Origin of the sequence: Nocardioides sp. Bht2, assembly GCF_047308515.1 — a bacterium.
Classification (GTDB): domain Bacteria; phylum Actinomycetota; class Actinomycetes; order Propionibacteriales; family Nocardioidaceae; genus Nocardioides.
Window position 1 is genome coordinate 55728 of sequence record NZ_JBLBWI010000012.1, and the last position, 15564, is coordinate 71291.

Here is a 15564-nt window from a genome sequence, read left to right on the forward strand (position 1 = left end):
CCTACGGTGGCGCACTCCCGTTTCATCAAGGACCGAGGCCTCACCGCCCGGATGACCTTGACCATGTTCCTGCTCGGCGCGTTGTTCGTGGCGTTGATCGTCACGTTGATGTACCTGTTCAGCGGGTACGCCCCCATCATCGCCGTGATCGGTATCGGCATCGCGTTCTACCAATGGTGGAGCAGCGACAAGGTGGCGATGCGGGCGATGCGGGCCCGCGAGGTCTCTCCTGAAGAGGCCCCCGAGCTGCACGGCATGATCGATCGGTTGTGCGCGCTGGCGGATATGCCGAAGCCGCGCGTCGGCGTCGCGGACATGGATATCCCGAACGCCTTCGCCACCGGCCGCTCGCCGAACCGCTCCGTGGTCTGCGTGACGACCGGAATCCTGCGCACGCTGAACGCGGAGGAGCTGGAGGGGGTGCTCGCCCACGAGCTCTCGCACGTGGCGCACCGCGACGTCCTGGTGATGACGGTGGCCTCCTCGGCCGGCATCGTCGCCGGGATGATCACCCAGTCCGCCCAGTACGGCGGGTTCGCGTTGCTCGGCGGGAACCGGCGCGACAACAACAACGGCGGCGCGCTGCCGGCCTACCTGATCGCGCTGCTGCTGAGCCTGGTCGTCTACGCGGTCAGCTTCCTGCTCACCCGGCTGCTCTCGCGCTACCGCGAGATGTGCGCCGATCGAGCCGGTGCCTACCTGACCATGAAGCCGGCCGCGCTGGCCTCGGCGCTGCAGAAGATCTCCGGCGAGATGGCTGCGATCCCGCAGAAGGATCTGCGTGCTTCTGCGGCGATGAACGCGTTCTTCATCGCCCCGGCGATCAGCGGCGCATCGTTGAAGACGCTCAGTTCGACCCACCCCAGCCTGGAGCAGCGTCTGGAGCAGTTGGCCCGGATCCAGGCAGAGCTGGGACGGCCCAACGGATGAGTTTCTGGGCCTCGATCTTCGGGCGGACGGCGCCCACCGCGGCCAAGCTGGATGCACTCTTCATGGTGCCGTCCGCCGCGATCACCCTGCAGACCGCGGCAGGGCTGGAACCCACCGGGACGGGCGCGGTCTGCTTCCGGGGTGCCGGCGGTGCCGCCTTCGCGCAGACCCAGCAGGAGATCGTGGCGCTGCTGGAGGCGCACCCGGACGCGCCCTCGGTCGAGGTGACCCAGGACCGGTTCGGCTTCACCTGGCTGCTGGTGCACCGCGATCCGCTGGACGTGGCTGGTCTCTGTACCGACCTGCACGCCGTCAACACGGTCCTGGAGGACCAGGGCTTCGGCACCGGCCTGCTCTGTTCGTTGATCCCCTTCCAGGCCGCTGACGGCGCCAAGGTGGGTCTGGTCTACCTCTACAAGCAGGGCACGTTCTACCCGTTCGCGCCGATCGGTCCCGAACGCCGTGACAACCTCCTGGAGATCACCGTGCGTGATCACCTCTCCGCCGAACTGCCGATGGAGAAGGATCTGCAACGCTGGCTCGCCGTCTGGGGAGCCCCCGGTCTGTAGGGCGCGCGCGTAGGTGGGCGGCAGCGGGTCTGACACCCGCCAAGTCCACGAATCTCGCCAACTGAGGGTTGGCTCTGCAGCAATGGGGAAGGATGTCGGTTGTGACCGCATTCCTCATCATCGGCGCAGCAGGCATTGCGCTGCTGTTGCTCTCCCTGATCATCGGCGATCTCTTCGACGGCCTCTTCGACTTCGGTGGTGACCTCTTCTCCGGTGCCGCGCTGGCAGGCTTCCTCGGCGCCTTCGGCTTCGGTGGTGCGTTGGTCTACGACCTCAGCGACAGCCTGGGCTGGGCGATCGGGCTCGGTCTGATCGCCGGGCTGGTGGTCGGTGCCGGCGTGGGGTGGGCCTCGCTCAAGCTCAAGCAGGGCGGGGATGAGGCCAACGTGCGGACCGGCGACCTCGCCGGCTTCGAGGGCACCGTGATCAGTGCCATCCCGGCGGACGGCTTCGGCGAGGTGAGCGTTGTCGCCTCCGGCCACATCACCAAGTTGAACGCCCGCGCCAGTGAACCGCTGAGCGCCGGCACTCCGATCCGGATCACCGCCGTGCTCTCGCCGACCTCGGTCCTCGTCGAATCCCGTCTCTGAACAGGAGCATCTGTGCCACCCACCATTCTGATCGCCGTTGTCGGCATCATCATCGTTGTCGTCCTCCTCGGCGCCCTGGTCACCACGCGCTACAAGGTGGCCGGCCCGAACGAGGCCTTCATCGTCACCGGTCGTAAGGGCAAGGCCGTGAAGAACCTGGAGACCGGCCAGGTCTCCACCGACCTCTCCGGCCAGAAGGTCGTGATGGGTGGCGGTGTCTTCGTGATCCCCTTCGTGCAGAAGGCGCACACCCTCGACCTGTCGTCGCGACGACTGATGGTGCAGATCCGTGGCGCCGTCTCGGGCCAGGGCGTGAAGCTCAACCTCGAAGGTGTGGCGATCGTCAAGGTCGGTGGCAACGAGGACTCGATCCGTGCCGCCGCCCAGCGGTTCCTCTCGCAGCAGAAGGAGATCGAGACCTTCACCCAGGAGACGCTCGCCGGTTCGCTGCGTTCCATCGTGGGCTCGCTCTCCGTCGAGCAGATCATCCGGGACCGGGCGGCGTTCGCGCAGCGGGTGGCGGATGAGTCGGAGACCTCGCTGACCGGCCAGGGCCTGGTCCTGGACACGTTCCAGATCCAGGACATCACCGACGACGGCTCCTACCTCGCCGACCTCGGCCGTCCGGAGGCGGCCAAGGTCAACCAGATCGCCTCCATCGCCGAGGCCGAGGCCCGCCAGGCCGCGGAGCAGGCCAGGCTCGCCGCGGAGCAGGAGATCGCCGTGGCCCAGCGTCAGTTGGCGCTGAAGAACGCCGAGATCAAGGCTGAGACGGATGCCGCGCTGGCCCAGGCCGCCGCCGCCGGTCCGTTGGCGCAGGCCGACCGGGACCAGGCGATCCTCGCCGAGCAGGAGAAGGTCGCCGTCCGGCAGGCGGCGCTCAAGGAGCGCCAGCTCGACACCGAGGTGCGCAAGCCCGCTGACGCCGAGCGGTACCGGGTGGAGACCGAGGCCGAGGGTCGCCGCAACTCCCAGGTCTTCGACGCCGACGCAGCCAAGCTGGCCGCGATCGCGAAGGCCGAAGCGGAGGCGGAGCGCGACCGTCTGACCGGTGTGGGTGAGAAGTCGCGCCGTGAGGCGTTGGCCGAGGCCGAGGCGATCGAAGGCGCGAAGCGTGGTGAGGCGGAGAAGGCCCGCCGTATCGCGGAGGCCGACGCGGTCCGCGCGGAAGGTGAGGCACAGGCCGCCTCGGTGTTGGCGATCGGTGAAGCCGAGGCCGAGGCGATGAACAAGAAGGCGGAGGCGTTCGCCCAGTACAACGAGGCCGCCGTCCTGCAGATGCTGGTGGAGATCCTGCCCAAGCTGGCTGCCGAGGTCTCGGCGCCGATGGCCGCGATCGACCAGCTGACCGTGATCTCTACCGACGGTGCGGGTGAACTGCCCAAGCAGGTCACCAACAACATCGCGCAGACCCTGCAACTGCTGAAGTCGAGCACCGGCTTCGACCTGCAGGAGATCATGGGCGGGCTGGGCAAGGCGCAGGCCAGCGCGCCGTCCCCGGCAGCGAACCACGTGGCCGCCGAAGACGCATGATCGCGTCGTCGCGCCAACGCTGACGAACGAAAAGCCCCCTCAAACGCTGTTTGAGGGGGCTTTTCGTCAGGGACTATCGGCGCGTGGGGTGATCAGTCCTTCGCGCTCTTGCCGGGGAGGTCGAGCATCCGCTGCAGGGCGACCTTCGCCTCGGCGGTGGTCTTCTCGTCGACGCTGATCACGTTGACCGCGTTGCCGGCCACCAGGGACTCGAGGGTCCACACCAGGTGCGGCAGGTCGATCCGGTTCATCGTCGAGCAGTAGCAGACGGTGCGGTCCAGGAAGACGATCTTCTTGTCCGGGTGGGCGTCGGCCAGCCGCTTGACCAGGTTGAGCTCGGTGCCGATCGCCCAACTGGTGCCGGGCTCCGCAGCCTCGATGGTCTTGATGATGAACTCGGTGGACCCGATCAGGTCGGCCTTGGTGACCACCTCGTGCGTGCACTCGGGGTGGACCAGGATCTTGATCGACGGGTCCTGCGCGCGCAGGTCGTCGACGACGTCGGGGGAGAAGCGACCGTGCACCGAGCAGTGGCCCTTCCACAGGATCATCTTGGCGTCCTGCAGCTGCTCGACGGTGAGGCCACCGTTGGGGAGCAGCGGGTTCCACACGACACAGTCCTCGAGGGAGTAGCCGAGCTTCAGGACAGCGGTGTTGCGACCGAGGTGCTGGTCGGGGAAGAAGAGGACCTTGGTCTGGTCGCCCTTCTGTGCGAACGCCCACTCCAGCGCTACGTCGGCGTTCGAGGAGGTGCAGACGGCGCCGCCGTTGCGGCCGCAGAACGCCTTGATGTCTGCGGACGAGTTCATGTAGGTGATCGGCACCACGGAGTCGACGACGCCGGCGTCGGCCAGTGCGTCCCAGGCGTCCTCGACCTGCGCCAGGCGAGCCATGTCGGCCATCGAGCAACCGGCCGCGAGGTCCGGGAGGATCACCTTCTGCTCGTCGGTGGTGAGGATGTCGGCCGACTCCGCCATGAAGTGCACGCCGCAGAAGACGATGTGCTCGGCCTCCGGGCGGGCAGCGGCGTCACGGGCCAGTTTGAACGAGTCGCCGGTGACGTCGGCGAACTGGATGACCTCGTCACGCTGGTAGTGGTGTCCGAGGATGAACACCTTCTCGCCGAGGGCTTCCTTGGCGGCGCGGGCGCGAGCGACCAGGTCGGGGTCGGAGGCCGGAGGCAGATCGCCCGGACAATCGACGCCGCGTTCGCTGTTGGGGTCAGTGCCCCTGCCGAGTGGCAGAAGGGGCAGGTCAACCGTCGTCATAGGAACCATCCTAGGGGCGGAGAGGGCGGCGGGTCTGAGGGGTGAACCTTCGTGGTCACCCCGACGATTCCCGGAACCGGAGGAAGTTCCGTGTCGTGGATCACTTTGGTGATCCGGAAGAGCCGGGCAGCGGTGTTCGTTGAAAAGGTGACTACCTTCGAACCCTTGGGAGAAATCACGTGAGCGTCGACGCCGCGACCACCGTTTACGACAACCTCAGCATCGATGCCGCAACCGCCGATGCCCTGTTCCTGCAGGCGCGCACCGCCAACACGTTCTCCTCCCAGCCGGTCTCCGAGGAGCAGTTGGCCGCCATCTACGAGCTCACCAAGATGGGCCCGACGATGATGAACAACCAGCCGCTGCGGATCACCTGGGTGCAGAGCCCCGAGGCGCGCGCCGCGGTCGTGGCCCAGTTGGCCGAGGGGAACCGCGCCAAGGCCGAGCAGGCTCCCGCGCTTGCGGTCCTCAGCTACGACGCCGACTGGCACGAGCAGTTCCCGGTCTTCTTCCCGCACGCCGCGGAGCGCAAGGCGATGTTCGACGCCGACGCCGCCTCACGTGCCGAGATCGCGAAGAACAACGCCTGGATGCAGTCCGGCTACTTCATCATGGCGGTCCGTGCGGCCGGCCTGCACGCCGGACCGATGGGCGGCTTCAACGCGGCCGGCGTCGATGAGGTCGTCAACGCGGGCACCGCCAACCACGCGTTCTTGGTGGTCAACGTCGGCGTCCCCGGTGAGAACGCCTGGTTCGACCGGCTTCCGCGCCTCGACGCCGAGACCGCCACCACCACTCTCTGAGCTCGCTCGTTCGGTTCCCGCAGCCGGACGTCATCCGTACCGTGGGCCGGCCTCCTCGGTTCGTATGACGTCCGCCGGAGCCGAGCGGGAGCGGTCAGCCGAAGGTGCCGTGGTGGAGGTAGGGGCCGGGCGGCTTCATCCCACGAACCGCCAGATAGCCCGACGGGTTGATCGAGAGGCCGGCTGACGTCGCGACCTGGAGCGCCCATTGGTTGGCGCCGGTGATGTGGTCCTGGGCGACCGCGCCGCCCGGAGCGCTCGCCGCGAGCGCCGCCCACAGCAGCCGGGCCGCCGTCCGCCTGTTCTCGGCGGCGAGAAGCACTGCCCCGCCGTCGGGGTTCAGGTACGCGTAGCCCGAACCGGTGCTGGTCTCGGAGACGAGCAATGGCAGATGCTCGAGCAACCAGCCGTGGTCGACGCCGTGCGCCGAGTGCCGGAGCCGACGGTCGAGGGAGTCCATCAGGTCCCGGTCGTTCGGGCCGCCGTCCCGGATCTTGGTGATGGTGGGGATCGCGCCGCGGTCCACGGTGCCGCTGGCCGTCATCTGCGGATGGAGTTCGAAGCCGGCGGCCAGGTAGCGCCTGACCGCGGCCGGGTCGGCTGACGCCGAGAGCATGGCGCGGAGGCAGCCGGCGCCGTGGGCGGCCGCGCTGTTCAGCAGCGCCCGCCCGATCCCACGCCCCTGGGCCTCGGGATGCACCACGTAGGTGTGCAGCAGCCAGGTGAGCTCGCGCACCGTAGAGGTGGCGAATCCGACCACACCGTGCTCGGTCTCGGCGACCCAGCAGCCGCCGGGATCGGTGCTGAGGACGAAGCGAGTGCGATCCATCCACAGCGCGGAGTTGGCCTCGTCCGGGAGGGCGGGGACGGCGACATGGCGTGGCAGCGTGCGCCGGTCGAGGTCGTGGAAGCCCAGGTTCCGCAGCGCAACGACAGCAGGCAGATCGGCCTCCTGCATCGGGCGGATCAGGAGGTCTACGGAAGAGCGCGGTGACGTCATCGAGACTCAGCATGCCTGACGCCGCCGCACCCGTCCGCAGGTTCTCGGCTAGGAGGGCGACTGGCCGAGCGGGGTGTCGCGGAGCGCCGCGTGGACGCGCCCGGCTGCGTCGGTCATCGAGCCGATCTGGTGGGGCGGATCGTCGAAGGATCGGAGGAGGTCCCCGAACCTGTGTCGTAGATAACAATCCCGCTGCACCTGGCCGGGAGCCGCCCAGGCAGGATGGCCGCGTGCGCATCCTCATCGCCCCGGACAAGTTCGCCGGCACCCTGACTGCCGCGCAGGCGGCTGACGCGATCGCGCGAGGCTGGTTGCGACGTCGGCCTGATGACGTCGTCGACCTGTGCCCGATGTCGGACGGTGGACCGGGGTTCGTGGGGGCTCTGAACCAGGCGTTGGGTGGCGAGCTGCGGAGCGTCGAGGTGCCGGGGCTCGCGGGCGGCATGGTGCGTGCCGACTACCTCCTGGTCGGGAGCACCGCCTACCTGGAGTCGGCGCAGGCTGTCGGGTTAGATCAGCAGGCACCCACCGAACGGAGCCCGATGGTCAACAGCACCGTCGGTCTCGGACTGCTGATCCGGGCGGCCCTGGACGCCGGCTCGAAGCGGATCGTCGTCGGCGTCGGTGGTACGGCCACCAACGATGGGGGAGCGGGTCTGCTTGCCGCGCTCGGGGCCACCGCTACCGGGGCACGCCTGGACGCTGGCCCGGCCGGTCTATCCGGTCTGCAAGCCGTCGACCTCGCCGCGCCCTTGCAGGCGCTGAGCGGGGTGGAACTCGTCGTCGCCAGCGATGTCGACACCCAGCTGCTCGGCCTGATCGGCGCCACCAAGACCTTCGGCCCGCAGAAGGGGCTGACCGAGGAGGAACTGCTGATCGCCGACGCCCACCTGCAGCGGTTCGCCGAATCCGCTGACCGGAAGCTGGCCACCGCTGCCGGGGCCGGTGCCGGTGGTGGGATCGGGTATGCGCTGATGCTGCTCGGCGGTGTCCGCGAGCCTGGGGTCGCACTGATCGCCGAAACCCTCGTGCTGGCCGAACGCGCGGCGTCCGCTGACCTGGTGTTGACCGGCGAAGGCTCCTTCGACTTCTCCAGCCGCGCGGGCAAGGTGCCCTACGGGGTGGCCGAGGTCGCCGGCGCCGCGCTCCGTCCCTGCGTGGTGCTGGCCGGACAGGTGCTGATCGGTTCCCGGGAGATGCGCGCCCTCGGGATCGAGTCCGGCTATGCGATGACCGACCTGGTCGGCGAGGAACGTTCCTTCGCCGAACCCGCGGAGGCCCTGGCCGATCTCGCAGAGCGAGTAGCGCGGACGTGGGCACTCGGGGAATAACCCGGAGTGTGCGACGATTGCGTCTAGTGACGTTCTCACCCACGAACAGGGAGTACCAGCATGACCGAGCAGACCTTCGAGACGCGCACCGACCAGATCAACATCTCCCCGGTTGCAGCGGCCAAGGTCAAGAGCCTCCTCGAGCAGGAGGGTCGTGACGACCTCGCGCTGCGGATCTCCGTGCAGCCGGGTGGCTGCTCGGGCCTGCGCTACCAGCTCTTCTTCGACGAGCGCACCCTCGACGGTGACGTCGTCACCGACTTCGACGGCGTCAACGTCGTCGTCGACCGGATGAGCGTTCCTTACCTCAACGGTGCCGTGATCGACTTCGTCGACTCCATCGAGAAGCAGGGCTTCACCATCGACAACCCCAACGCCACCGGCTCCTGCGCCTGCGGCGACTCGTTCCACTGAGTCGAAGGCGTAGCGCTGGCACCCAGCGTTGAAACAGCGAACCCGCAGCCAGTGGCTGCGGGTTCGCTCATTTCTGTTGACCGACGCGGGTCACGCCGTCAGTTCAGGTGCAGGTGCAGGCTGCCGGCGAGCTGCGCCGCTGAGTCGGGCACCGTCACCGCGGTGAGGTCCGCGCCCACGCCGGTGGTCGGAGCGAGAGCGGGGGAGACCTGCACCGCAGTGACGGCGAGACCGAGTTCGGCGCCGGCAGCGTGGCAGTCACCGAGCAGGTCGTGGGGGCTGACGGCGTCGTCGTAGGGCAGGCGAGGTGCGATCGGCTGGCTCATGATTTCGACGCTAAGGGTTACTGTCACGTACAGCCAGGGCCTGCGGGCGGTAGTGTTTCGAGCCATGTCCCTCCTGATTGCCGGTTCCATTGCAACCGACCACCTGATGTCGTTCCCGGGCAAGTTCTCCGACTCGCTCGTCGTCGACCAACTCGACAAGTTGAGCGTCTCGTTCCTGGTTGAGGACCTGGAGATCCGTCGCGGCGGTTGCGCGGCGAACATCTCCTTCGGTCTCGGCAACCTCGGCCTGCGACCGATCCTGGTCGGCGCCGTCGGTGAGGACTTCGCGGACTACCGCGCGTGGCTGGAGCGGCACAACGTGGACTGCGACTCGGTCCACGTTTCCGAGACCCGGCACACCGCCCGTTTCGTCTGTACCAACGACTCGTCGATGGCGCAGATCGCGTCGTTCTACGCCGGTGCGATGAGCGAGTCGCGCGAGATCGAGCTCAAGCCGATCGTGGACCGCGTCGGCGCGCCCGAGTACGTCCTGATCGGCCCGGACGACCCGGAGGGCATGCTGCGCCACACCGAGGAGTGCCGTAGCCGGGGCTACCGCTTCGTCGCCGACCCCTCCCAGCAGCTCGCCTTCGGCGAGGGTCCGCTGATCCGTCAGCTGATCGAGGGTGCACACATCCTGTTCTCCAACGAGTACGAGGCGTCGCTGATCATCCAGAAGACCGGGTGGAGCCGCGACGAGGTGCTCGACCGGGTGGGTACCTGGGTGGTCACCCTCGGCGCCGCCGGTGTCCGGATCGAGCGCAAGGGCGAAGAGACCGTAACCATCGCCGCCGTGCCGGATGTCGTTGCGGTCGAGCCGACCGGTGTCGGTGACGCCTTCCGAGCCGGCTTCCTGGCTGCGCTGACCTGGGGCCTGGACGACACCCGTGCCGCCCAGCTCGGCTGCCTGCTCGCCGTCCACGTGGTGGAGCAGGTCGGCACCCAGGAGTACTCGTTGTCGCGTGAGGCGTTCCTGACCCGGCTGGAGAAGACCTACGGCGCCGAGGCACGGGCCGACATCGAAGGGCACCTGACCACCTTCCGCGCCTGACCCTGAGCGTTGCGGGCCAGACCCGCAGAGACACCGAGCCCGGAGCCACCTCGTGTGGCTCCGGGCTCGTGCTGTCTCTCTGCGGCCCCGGCTAGGAGAGCCGGCGGACCCAGAAGATCGCGACGCCGTCGGTGTCCTCGGTCTCGCCGACGAACTCCTGGCCACGGAGTCGGCAGAAGGCGGGCACGTCGACCCGGGCGGCGACGTCGGTGGCGGCGACCCCGATCAGTTCGCCGACCGCGACCTGGGTCAGGTTCTTGCCCAACTGGATGATCGGTGCCGGGCACCGGAGTCCGCGGCAGTCGAGGACCAGGTCCGCACTCACAGCCCGGCCTCCGCCCGCAGCGAGGCGACCACCTCGGGCAGCGCGGCGAGGAACGCCTCGACGTCGGCTGTGGTCGTGGCCCGGGTCAAGGAGAGCCGGACGTTGCCGTGGGTGAGTACGCCCATCGCGGCCAGCACGTGGCTCGGCGTCAGCGTCGACGCCGTACAGGCCGAGCCGGAGGACACCTCGAAACCACGCCGGTCCAACTCGGTGACCAGAGCTTCGCCGTCCACGAAGAGGCAGGAGAAGGTGACCAGGTGGGGGAGTCGGTCCTCTGTGGCGCCGACCACTTCGACGTCGGGGATCTGGGCCACCGCTTCCCGGATCCGGGCGATCAGCGCGTGTTGCCGGGCAGCCAGCTCGGTCGCCTCGGCCCGGATCGCTTGGAGTGCTGCTGCGGCGGCGAGCGCAGCGGGAACGTTCTCGAAGCCGGTCGCTCGCTCGTCCGCCCTGTCGTCGCCGGGGAAGGGTGCCCGCCAGCGGGCGCCCTTGCGGACCAGGAGCACGCCGACGCCGGCGGGGCCACCCCATTTGTGGGCGGACGCTGCCGCAGCAGACCACCCCGTAGGCAGGTCGAGACGCCCGGCGGAGGCGCAAGCATCCATGAAGAGCGGGGCGTCGCCCGCCAACGTCGCGAGCTCGGCGACGGGTTGGCAGGTCGCCACCTCATGGTTGGCGCTCTGGAGGGCCACCACGCCGAGCGGCTCGTCGGGCAGAGCGAGCTGGACCCGGCCGTCGGAATCGACGGGAAGCTCCTGGACCCGGCCGCCGTTCCGGGCGTGCCATTGGCCGGCGTGGACCACTGAGGAGTGCTCGACGGCCGAGTGGGCGAGGAGGTTCGAGACGCGGGTTCGACCGGCCAGCAGGCCGAGGACGCCGAGGTGGACCGCATGGGTACCGGATGGCGTGAAGGTCACCTCGTCGAACCGGACGCCGAGCCCTTGGGCGACGGCTTCGCGGGCGTTGTCCAGTAGCAGCCGGGCGTTACGGGCCGAACGGTGCAGCCGGCGGGGGTCGGCCCAGCCGGAGTCAAGGGCGGCGAGCAGGGTTTCCCGAGCAGCGGGATGGAGCGGTTCGCCCGCTGCGGAGTCCAGATGCACCGCTCGAGAACCCGATGTAAATGTCACAAGGTGAACCTACCGGGCACCTGCAGTCCACAGCGCGGCTGGCGTCCGATAGTGTTCGGCGTATCCGTGCAGTCCGAGAGAGAGGCTCGTTCGTGGGTCTGCAACTCCCCAAGCGCGCCCGTCGTGTGGCAGCGGGTTCGATGCTTGGTCTCACCCTCCTGACGCTGGGCGCCTGTTCTGAAGAGAGCAAGGCGCAAGCCGACCGGTGGGCGATGCCGGCGAACTCGCCAGCCACTGAGCAAGGCGCCCATATCGCCGATCTGTGGAAGTGGTCGTGGGTCGCCGCGCTCATCACCGGCGTCATTGTGTGGGCTTTGATCTTCTGGGTAGCCGCGCGCTACCGGCGTCGTAGCAACGACGAGATTCCGGTGCAGACGCGTTACAACCTGCCCCTGGAGATCCTCTACACCATCGCCCCCGTGTTCATGGTGATCGCGTTCTTCTACTGGACCGTCAACACCCAGGACAAGGTCCTTCACGAGACCGACAACCCTGACGTGATGGTCGAGGTCGTGGCCCAGCAGTGGTCCTGGACCTTCAACCACTCGGTCGGCGACGCCGAACCCGGTGGCCCCGTCGTCTACGAAGCTGGTACCGCCAGCTACATCCCGACGCTCGTTCTCCCGGTCGACAAGACCATCGAGTTCAAGCTGTCGAGCCCCGACGTCATCCACTCCTTCTGGATCCCCGGCTTCCTCATGAAGATGGACGTCATCCCGGGCCAGGAGGGTGAGCGCCGGAACTCCTTCCAGGTGACCACCACCAAGGAAGGCACCTTCGCCGGTAAGTGCGCCGAGCTGTGCGGCACCTACCACTCGCGGATGCTGTTCAACGTCGAGGTCGTCAGCGACGCTGAGTACCAGGCGTACCTCGACAAGCTGGAGAAGCAGGGCGACTCCGCCGACCAGCCGCTCCTCGGTGGCTCCTACGCAGTCACCCAGGCCGGCCTGACCGATGCCAACAACGACAGCCACGGAGGCGAAGAGTGACCGCCACGGGCAGCGCGACGATGGTTGAGGGACGCAAGTCCCTGGGCCAGAACATGATGCGCCTTCTCACCACCACCGATCACAAGCTGATCGGCAAGATGTATCTCGCCACCTCGTTCGCCTGGTTCATGCTGGGCGGCCTGATGGCGCTGGTGATCCGCTCCGAGCTAGCCTTCCCGGGCAACCAGATCGTGAGCGACGAGACCTACAACCAGATGTTCACGATGCACGGCACGATCATGCTGCTGCTCTTCGCGACGCCGCTCTTCTTCGGTTTCTCGAACGTGATCATGCCGCTGCAGATCGGTGCCCCCGACGTCGCGTTCCCGCGACTGAACATGTTCAGCTACTGGCTGTTCTCGTTCGGTGGTCTGATCGCAGCCTCGGGCTTCCTCACCCCCTCGGGTGCGGCAAGCTTCGGTTGGTTCGCCTACACCCCGCTGTCGAGCGTGATGCGCTCGCCCGGCGTCGGTGGAGACCTCTGGATCATGGGTCTGTGGATGGCCGGTATCGGTACCATCCTCGGCGCGGTGAACTTCATCACCACCATCATCTGCATGCGTGCACCCGGTATGACCATGTTCCGGATGCCGCTCTTCGTGTGGAACACCCTGATCACCAGCCTCCTCGTGCTGATCGCCTTCCCGATCCTGGGTGGCGCGCTGCTCTCGCTCGAGGCTGATCGTCTGCTCGGTGCGCACATCTTCGACGTCGACCACGGTGGCGCCATCCTGTGGCAGCACCTGTTCTGGTTCTTCGGTCACCCCGAGGTGTACATCATCGCGCTGCCGTTCTTCGGCATCGTGACCGAGATCCTCCCCGTCTTCAGCCGTAAGCCGATCTTCGGCTACGTCGGTCTGGTGGCGGCGACCCTCGGTATCGCGATCCTCTCGATCGCGGTGTGGGCGCACCACATGTTCGTCACCGGCGAAGTCAACCTGCCGTTCTTCTCAGGTATGACCTTCTTGATCGCGGTGCCTACCGGCGTGAAGTTCTTCAACTGGATCGGGACGATGTGGGGCGGGTCCATCTCGTTCGACACCCCGATGCTCTGGTCGATCGGCTTCCTCACCACCTTCCTCTTCGGTGGTCTGACCGGTGTCATCCTGGCGAGCCCGCCGCTTGACTTCCACGTCTCCGACTCCTACTTCGTGGTGGCGCACTTCCACTACGTGGTCTTCGGAACCGTCGTCTTCGCGATGTTCGCAGGCTTCTACTTCTGGTGGCCGAAGATGACCGGCAAGATGCTCGACGAGCGTCTTGGCAAGATCCACTTCTGGATCCTGTTCATCGGCTTCCACCTGACCTTCCTGGTCCAGCACTGGCTGGGTGTCGAAGGCATGCCGCGTCGCTACGCCGACTACCTGCCGGACGACGGGTTCACCACGCTCAACCAGATCTCCACAGTGGGTGCATTCCTGCTCGCGGCGTCGACGTTGCCGTTCTTCTACAACGTCTACGTGTCGTCGCGCGGTCCCAAGGTCGAGGTCGATGACCCGTGGGGCTGGGGTCGCTCGCTCGAGTGGGCCACCAGCTGCCCGCCGCCGCGTCACAACTTCCACTCGCTCCCGCGGATTCGTTCCGAATCCCCGGCCTTCGATCTGCACCACCCGGAGATCGCAGCGCTCGAGCTGGATGAAGCCGCGGACGACCTCGAGTCCATCGAAACCAAGGGAGGCAAGGCCTGATGAAGGCAGAGTCATGGATGTTCGTGATCTGCACGATCTTCTTCGCGCTGGTCACCCCTGCCTACTGGTTCGTCACTGACGCCACCGAGACCGGTGGTGACTGGACGGGTACCTCCGCGCTGGTCTGCGCCACGCTGCTGACCGGCATGGTCTCGCTCTACCTGGGCTTCCACGCGTCGAAGATGGACGCCCGGCCCGAGGACCGCAAGGACGGCGAGATCGCTGACGGCGCCGGCGAGCTGGGCTTCTTCCCGCCCTACTCGTGGTGGCCGCTGTGGTGCGCGCTGTGCTTCTCGGTGATCACCTTCGCCCTGGCCCTTGGCCTGTGGTGGCTGGTCATCATCGGGTTCGTGCTCGGCTTCCTGGCCACGATGGGCTGGGTCTTCGAGTACTACCGCGGCGAGTTCGCCCACTGATACATCGCTAACAGAACGGGCCGGCATCCTGATGGATGCCGGCCCGTTCTGTATTTGGTGCTGCGCTGATCAGTTGGCGAGCAGCTCCCGCACCCGCGGGATGACTTCGGTGCCGTAGAGCCGGATCGACTCCAGGAGCTGTTCGTGGGGCATCGAGCCGTTGCTGTACTTCAGGTCGAAGCGTTGAGCGCCGACCGCCTGGATCGCAGCGGCGATCTTGGTAGCAACCGTCTCGGGGGAGCCGACGAAGAGCGCGCCGTGGTCCGCCTCAGCGTCGTACTGGGCGCGCGTAGTGGGCCCCCAGCCGCGCTCAGCGCCGATCCGGTTCCGGTTGGCCACGAAGTGCGGATAGAGCAGCTCACGGGCCTCTTCGTCGGTCTTCGCGATGAAGCCGGGGGAGTGGATCCCGATCGGCTGCAACGGAAGCCCGAGCTGGTCCAGTGCGCGGCGGTAGAGATCGGCCAGTGGGGCGAACCGGGCCGGCTCACCGCCGATGATGGCGATCATCAGGGGCAGCCCGTGCCGAGCTGCGCGGATCACCGACTCCGGAGAGCCGCCGACGCCGACGAAGGTAGGCAGGCTCCCGGCCGCCGTCTTGGGGTAGACGTGGGTGGGCGCCAGCGGCGCGCGGGTGGTGCCCTGCCAGGCGATCTCACTTTCGGTGCGGAGCTTGGCGAAGAGGTCGAGCTTCTCCTCGAAGAGCACCTCGTAGTCGTGCAGGTCGAAGCCGTAGAGCGGGAATGACTCGGTGAACGAGCCGCGGCCCAGGGTGACCTCTGCGCGGCCGTTGGAGAGCGCGTCCAGGGTGGCGAACCGCTCGTAGACGCGGATCGGGTCGTCCGAGCTCAGCACGGTGACGGCGGTGCCGAGCTTGATCTGCTCGGTGACCGAGGCGATCGCGGCCAGCACGACGTCGGGCGCGGTGATCGCGAAGTCGTCACGGTGGTGCTCGCCGACGGAGAAGACGTCGATACCCACCTGGTCGGCCAGCCGCGCCTCGGCGACGACGTTGCGCAGCACCTGGTGGTGGGGGAGGGGGACGCCGGCAGCGTCCACGGTGACATCTCCGAAGGTATCCAGCCCGAAGCTGTACTCGGTCACGATGCTCCAATCTCAGTAGGTCGTTGCTTCTTCAACAATCTATGAGCGGATCCATTCCCGGGCGGGAATGCAAGAAGCCCGGATCAACCAAAGGTTGATCCGG

At 67.5% G+C, this 15564-nt stretch carries 17 protein-coding genes; 11 read left to right on the forward strand and 6 right to left on the reverse strand.

Features of this window, described 5'->3' with window-relative positions; all coding sequences use genetic code 11:
* The first annotated feature begins 6 nt into the window (after positions 1 to 6).
* The 4 genes from htpX (at position 7) to ACLM5J_RS14855 (ending at position 3622) form a co-directional block, all read left to right on the forward strand.
* Entirely contained in the window at positions 7 to 930 is a 924-nt protein-coding gene (htpX, locus tag ACLM5J_RS14840) for a zinc metalloprotease HtpX (RefSeq protein ID WP_413657217.1), read from the forward strand.
* A complete protein-coding gene (gene pspAB, locus ACLM5J_RS14845; RefSeq protein WP_413657218.1) occupies positions 927 to 1499 on the forward strand; it encodes a PspA-associated protein PspAB in 573 nt (190 codons plus the stop codon). The genes htpX and pspAB overlap by 4 nt, the downstream gene beginning before the upstream one ends.
* Positions 1500 to 1600: 101 nt before the next feature.
* Positions 1601 to 2089, forward strand: a complete 489-nt coding sequence (locus ACLM5J_RS14850) for a hypothetical protein (RefSeq protein WP_413657219.1) — start codon at positions 1601 to 1603, stop codon at positions 2087 to 2089.
* Between the two features lie 12 nt (positions 2090 to 2101).
* Positions 2102 to 3622 carry a flotillin family protein gene (locus ACLM5J_RS14855; protein WP_413657220.1) on the forward strand — a complete coding sequence of 507 codons (1521 nt, stop codon included), beginning with the start codon at positions 2102 to 2104 and terminating at the stop codon, positions 3620 to 3622.
* A 92-nt stretch (positions 3623 to 3714) separates the two neighbouring features.
* Here ACLM5J_RS14855 and nadA read toward each other — a convergent pair whose 3' ends face one another.
* Entirely contained in the window at positions 3715 to 4890 is a 1176-nt protein-coding gene (nadA, locus tag ACLM5J_RS14860) for a quinolinate synthase NadA (RefSeq protein WP_413657221.1), read from the reverse strand.
* 179 nt (positions 4891 to 5069) lie between these two features.
* Between nadA and ACLM5J_RS14865 the strand changes: the two genes are divergently transcribed.
* The gene (locus tag ACLM5J_RS14865) at positions 5070 to 5693 is read left to right on the forward strand and encodes a malonic semialdehyde reductase (protein WP_413657222.1); all 624 of its coding nucleotides are present in this window, start codon (positions 5070 to 5072) and stop codon (positions 5691 to 5693) included.
* 94 nt (positions 5694 to 5787) lie between these two features.
* Here the strand turns inward: ACLM5J_RS14865 and ACLM5J_RS14870 are convergent, their stop codons facing one another.
* A complete protein-coding gene (locus ACLM5J_RS14870; protein ID WP_413657223.1) occupies positions 5788 to 6693 on the reverse strand; it encodes an N-acetyltransferase family protein in 906 nt (301 codons plus the stop codon).
* 230 nt (positions 6694 to 6923) lie between these two features.
* Here ACLM5J_RS14870 and ACLM5J_RS14875 point away from each other — a divergent pair, with 230 nt between their 5' ends.
* Together ACLM5J_RS14875 and erpA are read left to right on the forward strand one after the other, a co-directional pair.
* Complete coding sequence (locus ACLM5J_RS14875) at positions 6924 to 8024, forward strand: glycerate kinase (protein ID WP_413657225.1); 1101 nt, start codon at positions 6924 to 6926, stop codon at positions 8022 to 8024.
* 60 nt (positions 8025 to 8084) lie between these two features.
* A complete protein-coding gene (gene erpA, locus ACLM5J_RS14880) occupies positions 8085 to 8438 on the forward strand; it encodes an iron-sulfur cluster insertion protein ErpA (RefSeq protein ID WP_413657226.1) in 354 nt (117 codons plus the stop codon).
* Positions 8439 to 8536: 98 nt separating this feature from the next.
* Here the strand turns inward: erpA and ACLM5J_RS14885 are convergent, their stop codons facing one another.
* On the reverse strand, positions 8537 to 8764 hold the full coding sequence (locus ACLM5J_RS14885; RefSeq protein WP_413657227.1) for a hypothetical protein: 228 nt from the start codon (positions 8762 to 8764) through the stop codon (positions 8537 to 8539).
* Between the two features lie 64 nt (positions 8765 to 8828).
* Here ACLM5J_RS14885 and ACLM5J_RS14890 point away from each other — a divergent pair, with 64 nt between their 5' ends.
* Entirely contained in the window at positions 8829 to 9815 is a 987-nt protein-coding gene (locus tag ACLM5J_RS14890; protein WP_413657228.1) for a carbohydrate kinase family protein, read from the forward strand.
* 91 nt (positions 9816 to 9906) lie between these two features.
* Here the strand turns inward: ACLM5J_RS14890 and ACLM5J_RS14895 are convergent, their stop codons facing one another.
* Entirely contained in the window at positions 9907 to 10140 is a 234-nt protein-coding gene (locus ACLM5J_RS14895) for a sulfurtransferase TusA family protein (protein WP_413657229.1), read from the reverse strand.
* The gene (locus ACLM5J_RS14900; protein WP_413657230.1) at positions 10137 to 11267 is read right to left on the reverse strand and encodes a cysteine desulfurase family protein; all 1131 of its coding nucleotides are present in this window, start codon (positions 11265 to 11267) and stop codon (positions 10137 to 10139) included. Before ACLM5J_RS14900 ends, ACLM5J_RS14895 begins: the two co-directional genes overlap by 4 nt.
* Positions 11268 to 11359: 92 nt before the next feature.
* On the opposite strand from ACLM5J_RS14900, the gene coxB reads away from it, so the two are divergent.
* Genes coxB through ACLM5J_RS14915 form a run of 3 tightly spaced genes read left to right on the forward strand, consistent with a single transcriptional unit; the run spans position 11360 to position 14360 of the window.
* The gene (coxB, locus tag ACLM5J_RS14905) at positions 11360 to 12256 is read left to right on the forward strand and encodes a cytochrome c oxidase subunit II (RefSeq protein WP_413657231.1); all 897 of its coding nucleotides are present in this window, start codon (positions 11360 to 11362) and stop codon (positions 12254 to 12256) included.
* A 20-nt stretch (positions 12257 to 12276) separates the two neighbouring features.
* A complete protein-coding gene (gene ctaD, locus ACLM5J_RS14910; protein WP_413657295.1) occupies positions 12277 to 13944 on the forward strand; it encodes a cytochrome c oxidase subunit I in 1668 nt (555 codons plus the stop codon).
* Complete coding sequence (locus ACLM5J_RS14915) at positions 13944 to 14360, forward strand: cytochrome c oxidase subunit 4 (RefSeq protein ID WP_413657232.1); 417 nt, start codon at positions 13944 to 13946, stop codon at positions 14358 to 14360. Before ctaD ends, ACLM5J_RS14915 begins: the two co-directional genes overlap by 1 nt.
* Before the next feature lie 69 nt (positions 14361 to 14429).
* On the opposite strand, the gene ACLM5J_RS14920 is transcribed toward ACLM5J_RS14915, so the two are convergent.
* Positions 14430 to 15461 carry an LLM class flavin-dependent oxidoreductase gene (locus ACLM5J_RS14920; RefSeq protein WP_413657233.1) on the reverse strand — a complete coding sequence of 344 codons (1032 nt, stop codon included), beginning with the start codon at positions 15459 to 15461 and terminating at the stop codon, positions 14430 to 14432.
* Between the last annotated feature and the right edge of the window lie 103 nt (positions 15462 to 15564).